Annotated in this window: 14 protein-coding genes; 6 read left to right on the plus strand and 8 right to left on the minus strand. The window is 66.3% G+C overall.

Features of this window, described 5'->3' with window-relative positions; all coding sequences use genetic code 11:
• Positions 1–130: 130 nt before the first annotated feature.
• The 4 genes from tatC to AC1POX_RS20785 all read right to left on the minus strand — a co-directional run bounded on the left by tatC (position 131) and on the right by AC1POX_RS20785 (position 2,715).
• Entirely contained in the window at positions 131–868 is a 738-nt protein-coding gene (gene tatC / locus AC1POX_RS20770) for a twin-arginine translocase subunit TatC (RefSeq protein WP_005923115.1), read from the minus strand.
• A complete protein-coding gene (gene tatB, locus AC1POX_RS20775) occupies positions 865–1,491 on the minus strand; it encodes a Sec-independent protein translocase protein TatB (RefSeq protein ID WP_372356558.1) in 627 nt (208 codons plus the stop codon). The genes tatC and tatB overlap by 4 nt, the downstream gene beginning before the upstream one ends.
• Positions 1,492–1,506: 15 nt before the next feature.
• Positions 1,507–1,734, minus strand: coding sequence for a Sec-independent protein translocase subunit TatA (gene tatA / locus AC1POX_RS20780; protein ID WP_003484969.1), 228 nt, complete (start codon positions 1,732–1,734; stop codon positions 1,507–1,509).
• A 72-nt stretch (positions 1,735–1,806) separates the two neighbouring features.
• A complete protein-coding gene (locus AC1POX_RS20785; RefSeq protein WP_372356559.1) occupies positions 1,807–2,715 on the minus strand; it encodes a lipid-binding SYLF domain-containing protein in 909 nt (302 codons plus the stop codon).
• A gap of 153 nt (positions 2,716–2,868) precedes the next feature.
• On the opposite strand from AC1POX_RS20785, the gene hemH reads away from it, so the two are divergent.
• From hemH to AC1POX_RS20800, 3 genes are read left to right on the plus strand one after another with little or no spacing between them, the layout of a single operon-like run.
• On the plus strand, positions 2,869–3,834 hold the full coding sequence (hemH, locus tag AC1POX_RS20790; RefSeq protein WP_031424901.1) for a ferrochelatase: 966 nt from the start codon (positions 2,869–2,871) through the stop codon (positions 3,832–3,834).
• Between the two features lie 2 nt (positions 3,835–3,836).
• The gene (locus tag AC1POX_RS20795) at positions 3,837–4,697 is read left to right on the plus strand and encodes an alpha/beta fold hydrolase (RefSeq protein WP_372357203.1); all 861 of its coding nucleotides are present in this window, start codon (positions 3,837–3,839) and stop codon (positions 4,695–4,697) included.
• 49 nt (positions 4,698–4,746) lie between these two features.
• Positions 4,747–5,013, plus strand: a complete 267-nt coding sequence (locus AC1POX_RS20800; RefSeq protein ID WP_240993248.1) for a hypothetical protein — start codon at positions 4,747–4,749, stop codon at positions 5,011–5,013.
• 129 nt (positions 5,014–5,142) lie between these two features.
• Here the strand turns inward: AC1POX_RS20800 and AC1POX_RS20805 are convergent, their stop codons facing one another.
• From AC1POX_RS20805 to ttcA, 3 genes are all read right to left on the minus strand, one after another.
• Positions 5,143–5,928, minus strand: coding sequence for a YgjP family zinc-dependent metalloprotease (locus AC1POX_RS20805; RefSeq protein ID WP_008577754.1), 786 nt, complete (start codon positions 5,926–5,928; stop codon positions 5,143–5,145).
• A 562-nt stretch (positions 5,929–6,490) separates the two neighbouring features.
• On the minus strand, positions 6,491–7,396 hold the full coding sequence (locus AC1POX_RS20810; protein ID WP_008577753.1) for a recombination-associated protein RdgC: 906 nt from the start codon (positions 7,394–7,396) through the stop codon (positions 6,491–6,493).
• A 63-nt stretch (positions 7,397–7,459) separates the two neighbouring features.
• The gene (ttcA, locus tag AC1POX_RS20815) at positions 7,460–8,377 is read right to left on the minus strand and encodes a tRNA 2-thiocytidine(32) synthetase TtcA (RefSeq protein WP_372166859.1); all 918 of its coding nucleotides are present in this window, start codon (positions 8,375–8,377) and stop codon (positions 7,460–7,462) included.
• Between the two features lie 623 nt (positions 8,378–9,000).
• Here ttcA and xylA point away from each other — a divergent pair.
• Positions 9,001–10,338 (plus strand): xylose isomerase, encoded by a 1,338-nt coding sequence (gene xylA, locus AC1POX_RS20820; RefSeq protein ID WP_011347136.1) that lies wholly within the window; start codon positions 9,001–9,003, stop codon positions 10,336–10,338.
• Positions 10,339–10,550: 212 nt separating this feature from the next.
• Here the strand turns inward: xylA and AC1POX_RS20825 are convergent, their stop codons facing one another.
• Positions 10,551–11,624 carry a LacI family DNA-binding transcriptional regulator gene (locus AC1POX_RS20825; RefSeq protein ID WP_014091472.1) on the minus strand — a complete coding sequence of 358 codons (1,074 nt, stop codon included), beginning with the start codon at positions 11,622–11,624 and terminating at the stop codon, positions 10,551–10,553.
• A 176-nt stretch (positions 11,625–11,800) separates the two neighbouring features.
• Here AC1POX_RS20825 and AC1POX_RS20830 point away from each other — a divergent pair, with 176 nt between their 5' ends.
• Together AC1POX_RS20830 and AC1POX_RS20835 are read left to right on the plus strand one after the other, a co-directional pair.
• Positions 11,801–13,996 carry an alpha-glucuronidase family glycosyl hydrolase gene (locus AC1POX_RS20830; protein WP_372357204.1) on the plus strand — a complete coding sequence of 732 codons (2,196 nt, stop codon included), beginning with the start codon at positions 11,801–11,803 and terminating at the stop codon, positions 13,994–13,996.
• Positions 13,993–15,957 carry a sialate O-acetylesterase gene (locus AC1POX_RS20835; RefSeq protein ID WP_372356560.1) on the plus strand — a complete coding sequence of 655 codons (1,965 nt, stop codon included), beginning with the start codon at positions 13,993–13,995 and terminating at the stop codon, positions 15,955–15,957. The genes AC1POX_RS20830 and AC1POX_RS20835 overlap by 4 nt, the downstream gene beginning before the upstream one ends.
• Positions 15,958–15,961 lie beyond the last annotated feature (4 nt).

Below are 15,961 nucleotides of genomic sequence, written 5' to 3' on the forward strand. Positions count from 1 at the left end.
CTTCGTCGCGCCCGGGCGCGCTCCTAACGTGGACCATGGCGTCCGGGGCGATGCCGCGCAGCGACGCATGTGCCCGAAGACGACCGCACCGCGCACCTGCATGGCGGCGCGCTTGGGTGCAGCGACGGCACTAGGCGCTCTTCGGCGCCACCGCTCGCGAAGCCATGATGCCCAGCTCGTAGAGCAGGCACATCGGGATGGCCAGCATCAGCTGCGATACGACGTCTGGCGGGGTGAGCACGGCGGCCAGGATGAAGATGCCGACGATGGCGTAGCCACGGCCTTCGCTGAGCTGCTTGGGGCTGACCCAGCCCAGCAGCACCAGGATCACCAAGGCCACCGGCAGTTCGAAACTCGCGCCGAAGGCGAAGAAAATGGCCAGCACGAAATCCAGGTACGAATTGGCATCCGGGGTAATGGCGATCACGTCTGGCTTGAACGTGGTCAGGAAGTGGAACACCGCCGGCAACACCAGGAAATAGGCGAACGCGCAACCGATATAGAACAGCGCCACCGCCGACGCCAGCAGCGGGAATGCCAGCTTCTTTTCGCGCTGGTACAACCCCGGCGCCACGAACGCCCAGGCCTGATACAGCAGCCACGGCACGCTGAAGAACACCGCCACGAAGAAGGTCAGCTTGAGCGGGGCGAAGAACGCGCCGGCCGGATTCATCGCGATCATCGTCTGCCCCAGCGGCAGTTGCGAGATCAGCGGTGCGGCCAGCCACGAATAGATCGCCCGCGAAAACGGCAGCAGCGCCAGCAACACCACGCCCAGACCGATCAGTGCGCGGACTAGGCGGGCGCGTAATTCGACCAGATGCTCGATCAGACTGCTTTCGGCCTGTGCGTCGTCGAACAGGCTCACGGCTGTTTCTCCTGGAGTTTGGCTGGCGCGCCCGGCGTCCACGCGGCCGGTGTGCCCGCATCGACTGGCGCAACGACGACCGGCTCGGGCGCGCTGGCAAGATGCGCGGCATGCGGCGCGGGCACTATCGTGTCGTGCGGAGCCGGAACCAGGGTTTGATGCGGCGCTGGCGCAATGGGTTGGGCCTGCGCAATCACCGGCGCGGTATGTGCAGCTCCAGCCGCATCGGTTACGCCGGCTGTTGCATCCACATCGGGGCTGGCAGACAAATCCGCATGGGCCAGTTCCAGCGGCGTTGCCACCGGCGTGGCGCTGGCGCGGATGTCGATATCGCGACTGACGTCGTCATGCAGCGTGCGGGCGCCCTGCTCGACCTGCTGCTGCGTGTTGCGCAGCTGGTCTTCGGCCTCGCGCAGCGAGGCCTGCACGTCCTGCAGGCTGCGCTTGAGCTCTTCGGCCTCGAGTTCGCGTTCGAGTTCCTGCTTGACAGAATCCCACTGCATTCGGGCACGGCGCACCCACAATCCGGCAAATCGGGCCGCCTTGGGCAAACGCTCGGGGCCGAGCACCACCAGGGCGACGACCGCAATGAGCGTCAGTTCGCCAACACCTATGTCAAACACCGACGCCGCTCCGGATCAGCGCGCGTCGCGGTCGCGTTCGGCCTGCGCCTCACGCGCCTGCTCGGCAGTGCGGGAGTCGTCGCCGAGCTTGCCGGCCGGCTTGTCGTCGTCGTGCATGCCTTTCTTGAATTCCTTGACCGCGCTGCCGAGATCCTTGGCACCGCTGGTGAGCCGCTTGGTACCGAACACCAGCAACACGATCACCAGCACGATCAGCCAGTGCCAAATGCTGAAACCGCCCATGATCTGCTCGCTTGCTTGAAAGATGGAACGCGCAGGATACCCCAGCGCACCGCGCAGGGGGATGACAGTGCGTTAGCGGTTGCGGTCCAGTGATTCGGTGCGGATTTCGCCCTCCGATACCGGCTGAAAACCTTGCTGGGCGGGCGGCGTGGTGCTGGGCTGCATCGGCACGGTGCTGGCTTCGCTGGCCGGCGGCGGCACATTGGCCGGTTGCTGTGCCTGCACCGGCGGCGGGGTCTGCGGACGCGGTGCCGGCGGCGCGCCATCGGCGGCGGCATCGGTGCTGCGATTGGCGCGCGCGGTGTAGGTCGCCTCTTCCAGCCGGTCGCGGAAAGCGATCACATCGGTGGATGGGCGTTCGTTGGTGCGGCCTTCGAAAATCATGCGCGGGGTTGCGCCGCTGCCGTAGGCATTGAGGTCGGCGGCATCGTCGATCTGCAGCACCGCACCGTCCAGCGCCACGCCGGCGAACAGGCCACGGGCACGCGACCACGACCAGATTTCGGCCTTGAGCTGGCCGTCGGTCGCCGCGGCGGCGTTGCGCCCGACCGGACCTGCCGCCACGCCGGCGTCGGCGCCGAGGGTGAACTTGCCGTTGACGATGTTGTCCAGGCTGCGGTCGTTGCGGAACACCAGCACCACGTCGGAGGACTGCACCCCGGCCTGGAAGCCGATGCTGCCGCCGGTGAGCTTGACGAACACCGGTTGCGACCAGCTGCCGTCGGCATTCTTCATCGACATCAGGCCGTGGCCGCGACGGCCGCCGATCACCAGGCCGGCCTTGAGCGTGTCGGGAATGACCACGATGGCGCGCGCCTCGTCGAGCAGTTTGTCCGGAATGGCCTGCTCGGGGATCTTCATGATCTCGGTGAGCACCCGCACCGCATTGCGTGCGCGCTGGTCTTCTTCCGGGCCGGCGACGGCATGGCCGGCGACCAACGTCAGCGACAACAACAGGGCCAGGCGCGACAAACGAGGCATGACAAGCTCCAAGGAAGAATCCGTCAAAGATAGCAATGCCGCGACGTTAGTGCCGGCGCAATGAATCGGTGGTGAGCGCAACCGGCGTGGAAGAGGCGGCCGATCGCAGCGATCGTTGCGCTGCTGTCGGCAGCGGTGCCCGGCTCTGCCAGAATGGTGCGCATGAACACGACACCCGATACCGCCCTGCTGGTCGTCAACCTGGGCACTCCCGAATCGCCGACCGCCCCGGCCGTGCGCCGCTACCTGGCCGAGTTCCTGAGCGACCGCCGCGTGGTCGCGATTCCACCGTTGTTCTGGAAGCCGCTGCTGTACGGGGTGATCCTGCCGATCCGCGGGCCGAAATCGGCCGAAAAATACGCCAAGGTGTGGTTGCCGGAGGGCTCGCCGCTGGCGGTCTACACGCGCCGCCTGGCCGACGGCCTGCAAGCGGTCATGCCCGACTGGCATGTGGAATGGGCCATGCGCTACGGCGAGCCGGCCTTGCGCAAGACGCTGGACGGGCTGCGCGCACGCGGCATCAGGCGCATCGTGGTGCTGCCGCTGTATCCGCAGTATTCCACCACCACCACCGCCTCGATCCAGGATGTGGTGGAGGCATGGCGCACCAGCGCGCCGGAGATCGCGGTGGAGGTGATCCAGGACTACTGCGAGGACGCCGGCTGGGTGGCCGCGATCGCCGAGTCGATTCGCGCGCACTGGCAGGTGCATGGGCGCAGCGAAAAATTGATGTTTTCCTTCCACGGCCTGCCGCAGCGCGTGGCCAATGCCGGCGACCCGTATCCTCAGCAGTGCGAACGCAGCGCGCAGGCCATTGTGGCAGCGCTGGGGCTGGGCGAGGACGAGTGGCAGATGGGCTACCAGTCGCGCTTCGGCGCCGAACGCTGGCTGCAGCCGTACGCCGAACCCACGCTGTGGGCGTTGGCCGAAGGCGGCGTGCGCAGCTTCGACCTGGTCTGCCCGGGCTTTGCCACCGATTGCCTGGAAACGCTGGAAGAAGTGGCGCTGGGTTTTGCCGAAACGCTGGCCGAGCGTGGTGCCACGCTCAGCTACATCCCCTGCCTCAACGCCAGCGATGCGCATGCGCACGCGCTGGCCGCCGTGGCGCGCCGGGCGTGAAGTTGGAGCCGTTTGCGTGCGACCTGGCCGTCGGCCGGGTCACCGGATTGCGCAACCAAGATCGTGGCCCGCGCCGGGTGCTGGCCTTGCATGGCTGGCTGGACAACGCGGCCAGCTTCGTGCCGCTGAGTGCGCATCTGCACGCGCGGGACTTGGATCTGGTGCTGCTGGATCTGCCCGGCCATGGCCACAGCGCTTGGCTGCCGACAGGCGCCGAATACACGCTCAGCAGCGCGATCGCCCTGTTGTTGCAGGTCGCCGATGCCCTGGGCTGGGAGCGCTTCACCGTGCTCGGCCACTCGATGGGCGGCGGCATTGCCAGCCTGCTGGCCGCCGCTGCGCCCGAACGCGTGGAGGCCTTGATCGCCATCGAGGCGCTGGGCGCCCTGGCCGAGCCCGTGGAAAGCACTGCCACACGCCTGCGCGAGGCCGTTGCGTCGGCACGCACGCTGGCAGAGCGGCCGCTGCGGGTATTTCCGTCGATGGAAATGCCGGTACGCGCGCGCATGATGGCCAACCAACTCACCGAACCGGCTGCACGGCTGCTGGTCGAACGCGGCGTACGCGTGGTGGAAGGTGGCTACAGCTGGTGCAGCGATCCGCGCCTGACCCTGCCCACCGCCATCCGCATGACCGAAGCGCAGATCGACGTGCTGCTGGCCTCCATCGCCTGCCCCGCCCAGGCGATCTTCGCCACGCCCGCCCAGGCGTATTTCCCGGAAGCATTGCGCGACCACCGCGTGGCGATGATGCGCGACGCACGCCTGCAGCTGCTGCCCGGCACGCACCACGTGCATATGGAAGCGCCGGAAGCAGTCGCGGCGGTGATCAACGGCTTCTTGGATGGTTTGCGTCACGCGTGATACGCAGATGCCAATCGCGCAGGTGAACGTGGCAGATGCAGCCCGTGTCGTGGGCGCACTCGAATCCTTCGATCGGTGGCATGCGCCGTGGACCTTCATCCAGGTGGTGCGCGCCGCTGCCCACCTGGATGCGGGCGATCGCGTCCTGTTGGAGCAGGCATGGGCAGCGGCATGTCACGCCGACCACTGGATGTCGGCGCGCACCCTGGACGCAGGCGCTGCGGCTGCAGAACACGCCGTGTCAAAACGCTTTGCCTGGCTGTCGCTGCTGGCCTGCCGGCAACTTGCCCGGGCTGCCTCCTACGCGTGGCGCTAGCGGCGTCTTCGCTGCAGCGTTGACCACTCGCCGGTGCCGGCCGCACCGATCGCCTGTTGCTGTTGCCGCACCCGTAGCTGCACCACTGTCGCGAAAGGCACGTCATCGCAGCCGCGCGCTACGCCTGCGTCACTGCACGTGCAGCAACCGGCGCAGTTGCGCCTTGAGCTGGCGGCCGTGTTCGTGGAAGTAACTGCGTTCCTCGCGCCAAGTGGGAAAACGTTGCTCCACTTCGGCCCAGAACGCAGGCGAGTGGTTGGCCTGCACCAGGTGGCAGAGCTCGTGCACCAGCACGTATTCGAACGCGGAAGGGCGACCAAGCACCAGCGCCAGGTCCAACGCCATCGAGCCATCCGGTGCGAGCGAGCCCCACTGCGAGGACATCACCTTCAGCCGCAGTCGCGCCGGTGCGCGCGGCAGGCCGGGCAGATAACCCGGCAACCAGCGGCCGACATCGGCGCGCGCCTGCGCTTCGTAGAATTCCTTCAAGGTGCGGCGCAGGCCGGCATCGCCCAGGCGGGTGGGCACATGGAACTGCGCCCCGTCGTCGGTGATATCGATGCGTGCATAGCGCCCTTCGTGCCAGCTCAACGGCAGCAACGCACCGCGCAATGGCAGCTGCCCGGGCACGCCACGCTCAAGCGCAGGAAACGCATCGACCTGCTGATACCGCGACAGCTGCGTGGTCAGCCAGTCCAGATGCGCATGCAGAAACCGTTCGCCGGACATCAGGCTTGCGCGCAGCGGCAAGGTCAGCCGTGCGCCGCGCTCGTCGACGCTGAGTTTGATGCGTCGTGCACGCGGATCGCGCACGCGCAGCACTGCGATGTCGCGGCCGTCCAGCTGCACGTGCACGCAGTCGCGTTCGACAACCTGCGAGGGCGGAACAATCAGGCGGCGGACGGGCTTGAACATGCGCACAGGATACCGCCGCGATGTGTCAGGCGGTGAGACGCATCGATTGCCGCACTCGGTGACTGCCAGACCGTGATCGGCGTCGTCCCTGGAAGCGATTGGCCAACCGATGGATCAGTGGTGAGGCAGCTGTTCTGCAACGTTGCTGCCGGGCCCTTGTCCGCCACCGCGCAGGACACATCGCACGTATGTCCTTCACGAGAGCAGCGGAAGAACGCTTTGGTGCGGTGTTCTCAACGCCTGCGGGACTTTTGGCGGCATGGATGCCGCCATCGAATCCCCAGCGACGGGTTCACGGCGTGTCCCGCGACGGCGGGCAGGCAAGGACTCGTCGAGTTGGCCGGTGTGCAGGGCCTTCACTAAAACGATCCGCACCTTGTCTGGTGCGGTGTCCTTGCCGCTTGCGGGACCGTGTGGCGACATGGATGTCGCCGCCGAGCCTCCACGGATGGATTCACGGCGTGTCCCGCGTGTGGCGAGGGCACCGCGCCCTCGACGCACCGAAAGCGTTTGATTCGCGCCACGCATCGCGCCTCAACGCCGCCACCGTCCGACGTTCCGGTTACTCGGCCTTGCTCAACTTCAACGCGGTTTCCAGTAGCAGGAACAGCCGGCGGATTTCCGCGCTCATCAACGCAAAGCGTGCGTCGAGTTCGGCACGTGCGCCATCGTCTTCGCTGTGTTCGAGCTGATCCAGGGCGCCGTCGAGGAACTTGAGCTTGCGGATCACCAGATCATCGCCGAGCACGAACGATAGATTGTCGTCCAGCACCAGCGCCAGCTTGGTGACCTGCTTGCCGGCTTCCAGGTGTTTGTCGATCTCGTCGCCGCGCAGTTCCTGGTGCTGGCACTTGACCACCGCGCCGCCTTCGATGGGGTCCTTCATCTCGCACTCTTCGCCCAGGCTCAGGCCTTCGGGCAAGGGTTCGCCGGCGATCCAGCCGGTGAGGATGGCGCGCGGGGCCACTTCGGCATTGAGCGGCAGCGCCGGGAAGCTGCCGAGCGCGCCACGGATCTCGCTCATCACGTTCTCGCCGCTCTTGCGGCTGGAGCTGTTGACCGCGATGTAGCCGTGCTGCAGGTCCAGGATGGCGTCGGTGCGCGAGCTCTTGACGAAGGCGCGCGGCAGCAGCTCATGGATCAAATCGTCCTTGAGGCGCTTGCGTGCCTTGCCACCGGGGCGGCGGCCTTCCTTTTCCTCGATCTCGGCCACCTTGCGCTCGAGCAGGTCGTTGACCACCGCGCCGGGCAGGATCTTGTCCTCGCCACCGACGGTGAGCCACAGAAAATCTTCCAGACGGTGCGAGAGCACTTCCTGCTCGTCGCGGCCGAACGGGGAAATGAAACCGCGCGAGCTCATTTCCAGCGGGCCGACCGGCTTGAGCTGCACCGGCGGCAGCAAGGTGTCGATCTCGGAGAAATCCAGGGTGGTGGGAAAGCGGAACAGGGTGAGGTTGCGAAAGAACATGCGTTGGACCGAATGAAGAAAAACGTGGAGGGTGGAAGACTGCCGGCAGCCGGAGCGGCGGCGTCAGTCGCTGTCGTGGGGGGCGTGGCTGGCGGACAGCCACGCGCTGGGATCGGGATCAACATCGCTCGGCGCATCGCCGCTGCGGCCCAGCGCCAGGAAATCGAACAACGTGCGATCGGCCAATTGCTCGGGGCGGACATCGCCCAAGGCGCGGGCGATCTGCTCCACGCGGCCGGGGAACTCGCGGTCCCATTGCTGCAACAGCTTGCCGACCTGCTGGCGCTGCAGGTTTTCCTGGCTGCCGCACAGGTTGCACGGAATGATCGGGAACTGCCGCGCCTGCGCGTACGCCGCGATATCGGCTTCGCGCACATAGGCCAGCGGGCGGATCACCACATGCGCGCCGTCGTCGCTGCGTAGCTTGGGCGCCATCGCCGCCAGCCGCGCGTGGTGAAACAGGTTCATGAAGAAGGTGGCCACGATGTCGTCGCAGTGATGGCCGAGCGCGATCTTGGTCACGCCATGCGTCTGCGCGTAGGCATACAGCGCGCCGCGCCGCAGCCGCGAGCACAGCGAACACATCGTCTTGCCGGCCGGAATCACCCGGCTGACCACCGAATAGGTGTCCTGCTCGACGATATCGAACGGCACCCCCAGCCCGCGCAGGTAGGCCGGCAGCACATGGGCGGGAAAGTCGGGCTGTTTCTGGTCCAGGTTGACCGCCACCAGGCTGAACGGCACCGGCGCCTTGCGCTGCAACTGCAGCAGCATGTCCAACAAGGTGTAGCTGTCCTTGCCGCCGGACAGACAGACCATGACCTTGTCGCCGGGTGCGATCATGCCGAAATCGGCAATCGCCTGGCCGACCTGGCGCTGCAGGCGTTTGCCCAGGCGCAGCTGTTCGCGCTGCAACCGCTGGCGCGGGTCGCGCGGTGCGGGGTCGGCCAGGGGTTGCGGCAGCGGCAGGACAGCGGTCATAAGCCGGCCATTGTAGCTGCCGGGGGCTGGCAGGCGACGGGGTTGGCTGCGCGCGGGGGTGGCACGCCGACACGCAGCCCTTGTGACGCATTGGACGTTGACGCGGCAGCGGCACGGACGGCTGCAATGGCGCCGGTCGATGCAGACCTGTTGCCTGGACATGGTGTCCTGCGGCCGTTGCCAGGTAACCACTTGCCGGCAGTCCGGCTTTTTGTCCGCAGATGCATGCAGTCGTCAGCGTGCAATGCGCACGGTAGCTGCGCGCATTGTTGCTTGCGGGCCGCCTCCATTGACCCGCGTTGCCTGGTGCGGTGCCACAGCACAGCTCGTATCTCGCAGCGCAGCAAGCCTTTCTGCGGCAGGCTCGGTACAGTCGGCAGGTCGCTTGACCCGGGACCGGCATGGCATCTTCAGCTTCGCTACAACGCGCGGCTTTTTTCAGTCGCAGTTGTGGTAGCGCTAACATTTTCTGGCTGGATGCCGATGGCAGTCGCGCGGACGCATCGGTTGCCGGTGCCATGCGCGCTGCGCAACGCGTAAGTGGCCATGGCCTGTGCGCTGATGCCGATGTCCCGGTGTAACGCTTTCCTTCTCTTCCCTCCCCTGCTGCAGGAGTTCACCCCATGAGCAACACCGTGTACATCGGCGCGAAAGAATATTTCCCCGGCATCGGCAAGATCGGTTTCGAAGGCCGCGATTCGGACAACCCGCTCGCGTTCAAGGTCTACGACGCCAACAAAACCATCGGCGACAAGACCATGGCCGAGCATCTGCGCTTTGCCGTGGCCTACTGGCACAGCTTCTGCGGCAATGGCGCCGACCCGTTCGGCCCGGGCACGCGGGCGTATCCGTGGGATGCGGGCACTACCGCGTTGAACCGTGCCGAAGCCAAGGCCGATGCGGCGTTCGAGTTCTTCACCAAGCTCGGCGTGCCCTACTACTGCTTCCACGACATCGACCTGGCACCGGATGCCGACGACATCGGCGAGTACGAAAAGAATCTCAAACACATGGTGGGCATCGCCAAGCAGCGTCAGGCCGACACCGGCATCAAGCTGTTGTGGGGCACGGCCAACCTGTTCTCGCATCCGCGCTACATGAATGGTGCATCGACCAACCCGGACTTCAATGTCGTGGCGCGTGCGGCGGTGCAGGTCAAGGCCGCGATCGATGCGACCGTTGAACTCGGTGGCGAGAACTACGTGTTCTGGGGCGGCCGCGAAGGCTATGCCTGCCTGCACAACACGCAGATGAAGCGCGAGCAGGACAACATGGCGCGCTTCCTCACCCTGGCGCGCGACTACGGCCGCGCGATTGGCTTCAAGGGAAATTTCCTGATCGAGCCCAAGCCGATGGAGCCGATGAAGCACCAGTACGATTTCGATAGCGCCACGGTGATCGGCTTCCTGCGCCAGCATGGCCTGGATCAGGACTTCAAGCTCAATATCGAAGCCAATCACGCCACGCTGTCGGGCCACAGCTTCGAGCATGACCTGCAGGTGGCATCCGATGCCGGCCTGCTCGGCAGCATCGATGCCAACCGCGGCAACCCGCAGAACGGCTGGGACACCGACCAGTTCCCGACCGACCTGTACGACACCGTCGGCGCGATGCTGGTGGTGCTGCGGCAGGGTGGCCTGGCACCGGGCGGCCTGAACTTCGATGCCAAGGTGCGTCGCGAATCGTCCGACCCGCAGGACCTGTTCCTGGCCCATATCGGCGGCATGGACGCGTTCGCACGCGGGCTGGAAGTGGCCAACGCGCTGCTGACCGCCTCGCCGCTGGAACAGTGGCGCGCCGAGCGTTACGCCAGCTTCGACAGCGGCGCCGGCGCGGACTTTGCCGCAGGCAAGACCACGCTGGCCGATCTGGCCAAGCACGCGGCCAGCAATGCGCCCCAGCAACTCAGCGGCCGCCAGGAAGCGTATGAAAACCTGATCAATCAGTATCTGACGCGTTGAGCATTGCCACTGCACGCGCTTCGCCTCACCTGGCGCGTGCAATGACCGTCTGCATTGCGACGGTGGGCCAGCTATCACTGCAGCGGCCAGCAATGGCTGCCAATGTGATGCGCGGTCACCAGAAACGTGAGCGCACACCGGCAATGCCGGTGTGTTGCATGCAAGCCTGCGAGGCGACTACATCCGGCTTGCGGCATGCAGGGGTCTGATCGCTACGTTGACTCGGCCGCATCGTCCGCTGTCGGTGCGGCCACCGAATCCCGCTTGACCAGCAGGTGCGCGACCACATGATCGACCATCCTTGCCGTACGCTCCTTGGCACGAATCGTCTTCAGCAAGATGTCCAGCGCGGCATCGGCCATGGCGGCGATGGGCTGCTGCACGGTGGTGATTTCGGGCCACACCGCAGTGGCGGCAGAGGTGTCGTCGAACCCGACCACCGACAGATCGCGCGGCACATCCAGCCCACGCCGGTGCGCGACCGAGATTGCCGCGGCGGCCATGTCGTCGTTGCTGGCGAAGATGGCGCTGGGGCGACGTTTGCGCGCCAGCAATTTTTCCGCGGCAACCAGCCCGGATTTGTAGGTGTAGTCGCCCGGCTGCACCAGGTGCCGATCCAGGCGCAGACCGGCGTCGGCCAGCGCCGCCTGAAAGCCTTCGAAGCGCCGCGTGCTGGCCGACAGGTTCGGATGCCCGGCGATGTAGCCGATGCGCGTATGCCCCTGTGCGATCAGGTGCTCGGTGATCTCTTTGGCAGCAGCGAATTCGTCGATGCGCACACACGCGACATCCGGGCTGAAATGGTTGGAGGCGATCGCCACTACCGGCACCTTGGCGCGCACCAATTCCAGCACTGCGGCCCTGGATTCGCACAAGGGCGGCGGCAGGATCACACCGGCAACGCCTTTGGCGAGCTTGCGCGCGGCCTTGCGTTCGGCATCGGCGTCCAGGTCGTCCCAGCAGTCGATCACCAGCTGGATCGACGTACGCGATGCCACCCGCAGCACGCCCAGCAGCAACTCGCGCAGGTAGGCACCGCTGGGATCGCTGTAGATCAACGCAATCCGCGTGCTCTGCGCGGCCGCCAGTGCGCTGGCGGCAAGATTGGGCGTGTAGCCCAGCTTGTCGACCGCGCGCATGACCCGTTCGCGGGTGGCATCGCGCACGCTGCCGGTGTTGTTGACCACGCGCGAGACCGTCATCGGCGAGACCTTTGCCAGCGCTGCAACCTCGTCGATGGTGGTCGCGCGGCTGGTGCGGCGGACCGATTTCCTGACCTTCTCCAAGCGTGGCCTCTTCAAATGCGTGCGAAAGCTGCGGGATGCACGGGCGCTGCTGCGGTAACGCGGACGCCGGGTGCAGGTATGACGATGCGAGCCATGGTACCGGGAAGCAGGCAGAGCGGCGATATGCGCCTGCATGCGCCGGTGACGCTCGAGCATGCCGCATGAGCCGGTCTGCAATGCAGCGGTACGACACGGGTGTCGGCGCATTTACGCTGCAGGCAGTGATGTGGGCGGCGCTGTTATGCAGTGGCCTGTTGATCGGCGCCAACGCGCATGCGGAGGATGGCTACGATCTATGGTTGCGCTACCAACCGCTGGCCAATGCCGCGCAATTGCGTGACAGTGCCAGTCAATTGGTCGTCGTTGGCGATTCGCCCACCCTGCATGCAGCACGCGATGAACTGGCGCGCGGCCTGCAGGGATTATTGGGACGCACACCGCCGCGCGTGGACGCGGTGACGCAAGATGGCGCCATCGTCCTGGGCGCCGCCAGCGCGCCACAGATTGCCGCCCTGAAGCTCGATACAGGCCAGTTGGGCCGCGACGGCTATCTGATTCGGAGCGCCGAGGTACATGGGCATCGCATCACCGCCATTGTCGGCGGCAGCGATCTCGGGGTGCTATACGGCACCTTCCACCTGTTGCGTCTGCTGCAGACCGGGCAATCGCTCGCAGCGCTGGATGTGCGCGCGTCGCCACGCTTGCAGCTGCGCATGCTCAATCATTGGGACAATCTCGATGGTCTGGTGGAGCGTGGCTATGCCGGCGCGTCGCTGTGGAACTGGCAGACGCTGCCTGGCTATCTGGATCCGCGTTACACCGACTACGCACGTGCCAATGCGTCGCTGGGCATCAATGGAACCGTGCTCAACAACGTCAACGCCAAGGCCTGGAGCCTGACGCCGCAATACCTCGACAAGGCGGCCGCCCTGGCGAAGGTGTTTCGTCCGTACGGGATTCGTGTGTTCCTCAGCGCGCGTTTCAGTGCACCGATCGAAATCGGTGGCCTGAAAACCGCCGACCCGCTGGACCCGCAGGTACGGCGCTGGTGGCGCGACACCGCCGACGCCATCTATGCGCGCATTCCGGATTTTGGCGGGTTCCTGGTCAAGGCCAACTCCGAAGGCCAGCCCGGCCCGCAGGACTATGGACGCAGCCACGCCGATGGCGCGAACCTGCTGGCCGATGCCCTGGCGCCGCACGGCGGGGTGGTGATGTGGCGCGCCTTCGTCTATTCGCATGAGCAACCGGACGACCGCGCCAAGCAGGCCTACAGCGAGTTCGTGCCGCTGGATGGCGCGTTTGCCGACAACGTGATCGTGCAGGTGAAAAACGGGGCCATCGACTTCCAGCCACGCGAGCCGTTTCACCCATTGTTCGGTGCGATGGGCAGGACGCCATTGATGCCGGAGTTTCAGATCACCAAGGAATATCTGGGCTTTTCCACCCATCTGGCCTATCTGGGCCCGCTGTTTTCCGAGACCTTGCAAGCCGACACCTATGCGCGCGGCAAGGGCTCGACCGTTGCAAAGACAGTGGATGGCAGCTTGTTCGCCGAGAGCAAACGCACACGGCTGACCGGGATCGCCGGCGTGGCCAATATCGGCGCCGATCGCAACTGGAGCGGCTCGATCTTCGATCAGGCCAACTGGTACGCGTACGGGCGGCTGGCGTGGGACCCGCAGCTGTCGCCGCAGGCCATTGCGCAGGAATGGACGCGCATGACCTTTTCCAACGATCCGGCAGTGGTCGAGCCGGTGGTCGGCATGATGCTGCGTTCGCGCGAGGCAGTGGTGGACTACATGACTCCGCTCGGTCTGCATCACCTGATGGGGCGCGGCCACCATTACGGCCCGGCGCCGTGGGATGCCGGCAGCGAACGTCCGGACTGGGATCCGGTGTATTACCACCGCGCCGACCGCAACGGGATCGGCTTCGACCGCAGCGCCAGCGGCAGCAATGCCGTTGCGCAATATGCGCCGCCGGTGGCGCGCGAGTTCGGCGATGTGCGGCGCGTGCCCGAGCCGTTGCTGCTGTGGTTCCATCATGTGCCGTGGGATCACCGCATGGCCTCCGGCAGACCGCTGTGGGACGAACTGGTGCGACGTTACGACCATGGCGTGGCCGAGGTCGCTGCGATGCGCACGACCTGGCGGGGTGTGGCCGGCAGGATCGATGCACAGCGCTACCAGCAGATCGCCGATTTTCTGGCGATCCAGCAAGGTGAGGCGCAGTGGTGGCGCGATGCCAGCATCGCCTATTTCCAGAGCGTGTCCGGGCGCCCGCTGCCTGCAGGCGTCAGCCCGCCGGCGCACCCGCTGGCGTATTACCAGGCACTGACATTTCCGTATGCACCGGGGAATCCGAAGTGAGCGCATGTCGCGTAAAGATATTGATCGGCACGCTGTCGGCGTTGCTGTTGCCGCAACTTGCGCGCGCCGCGGATGCGCCGCTGCTGCATCCGGTGTTTCAGGACCATGCGGTGCTGCAACGCGATGCGCCGATCCGCCTGTGGGGCGATACGGCGCCGGGCACGCGTGTGACCGTGCAACTGGACAGTGCGCAGGTGCAGACGCGCGCAGACCGGCAAGGTCACTGGGAGGCGCGCTTGCCCGCGCACGCCGCCGGCGGCCCGTACAGCCTGAAGGCCAGCACTGCCAACGGTGCGATGCAGCAGATCGATGACGTGCTGATCGGCGATGTCTGGCTGTGTTCGGGGCAATCGAACATGGAACTGCAGGTACATCGCACGCTGGATTCGCGCAGCGAGATTGCCGATGCCGACCACCCCAGCATCCGCATGTTCAAGGTGCCCGCGCAATCCAGCCCGACACCGCAACGCGGTTTCGGCGGCGCTGCAACCTGGCAGCGCACCACACCGGAGACGGTGAAGGACTTTTCGGCTGCCTGTTACTACTTCGCACGCGAGTTGCAGAAGAAGGTCGACGTGCCGATGGGGTTGATCAATGCGTCATGGGGCGGGTCGCAACTGCAGGCCTGGATCGGCGACAAGGCCCTGCGTGCGGCCGGCGACGATGGTCCGGCGCTGGATGTGCTGGCGCGCTATGCAACCGACCCGGTGGCGGCCGCACCGCGGTGGGCCGCGCTGTGGGAACGCTGGTGGCGTGCCCATGGCGAAGGCGAACCGTGGCAGCCGGATGCGCCCGGCCATTGGCAGGATGCGCCGCCGGCCTTGGGCGCATGGGACGACTGGGGCGTGCCGCAACTGGTCGGCTTCAACGGCATGGTCTGGTACCGCACCAGCGTCGAGCTGACCCCGGCACAGGCCGCACAGGACGCCTCGTTGCGACTCGGGCCGGTGGACGAACTGGACCAGACCTGGGTCAACGGACGCGGCGTGGGCAGCAGCTATGGCGCCGATCAACCACGTCGCTATGCGCTACCGCGCGGACTGCTGCATGCCGGGCGCAACAGCATCGTGCTCAATGTGCTCAATACCTATCGCCGCGGCGGGCTGCTGGGCGACGCGCCATCGCGCGCACTGCAATTTGCAGACGGCAGCACCGTGGCACTGGACGCGCCCTGGCAATACCGCATCGTGCCGCAGGCAGTGGGCACGCCACCGCGCGCACCGTGGTCGTCGGCCGCCGGGCTGACCACCTTGTACAACGGCATGATCGCGCCGCTGGAACACCTGGGCCTGCGCGGCGTGCTGTGGTACCAGGGCGAATCCAATACCGGCGATGCAGCGCGTTATCCGGCCTTGCTCACTGCCTGGCAGCGCGACTGGCGGCAGCGCTTCGGTGCAGGCCTGCCGTTGCTGGTGGTGCAGTTGGCCAATTACGGCGCACCGCCTACCCAGCCGACCGACAGCGGCTGGGCGCAATTGCGCGAGGCGCAGCGACGCTTTGTGGCCAGCGACGCGCACGCAGGATTGGCGGTGGCGATCGATATCGGCGACCGCTACGACATCCATCCGGCCAACAAGCAGGAGCTGGGCCGGCGCCTGGCGCGCGCGGCGCGGCATGTGGTGTATGGCGAGGCGATTGCGCCGTCCGGCCCGGTGCCGCGCAGCGTGCAGCGCGAGCGCGACAGCGTGCGCATCGGCTTCGACGATGTCGACACCACGCTACTGAGTTACGGCAACGACGCACCGATCGGCTTCGAGCTGTGCGGCGAGGCGTCCGGCACTTGCCGCTATGCCAGCGCCACACTGCAGGGCCACGATGTCAGCGTGCCCATTCCTTCCGGCATGACCGCAACGCGCGTGCGCTACTGCTGGGCCGACAGCCCGGTGTGCACCTTGTACGACCGCAGCGGCCTGCCGGCCGGCCCGTTCGAACTTCCCATCACTGCCACCTCTTCCCCCTGAGCGA

The sequence above is a fragment of the Xanthomonas sp. NCPPB 3442 genome (assembly GCF_056725145.1).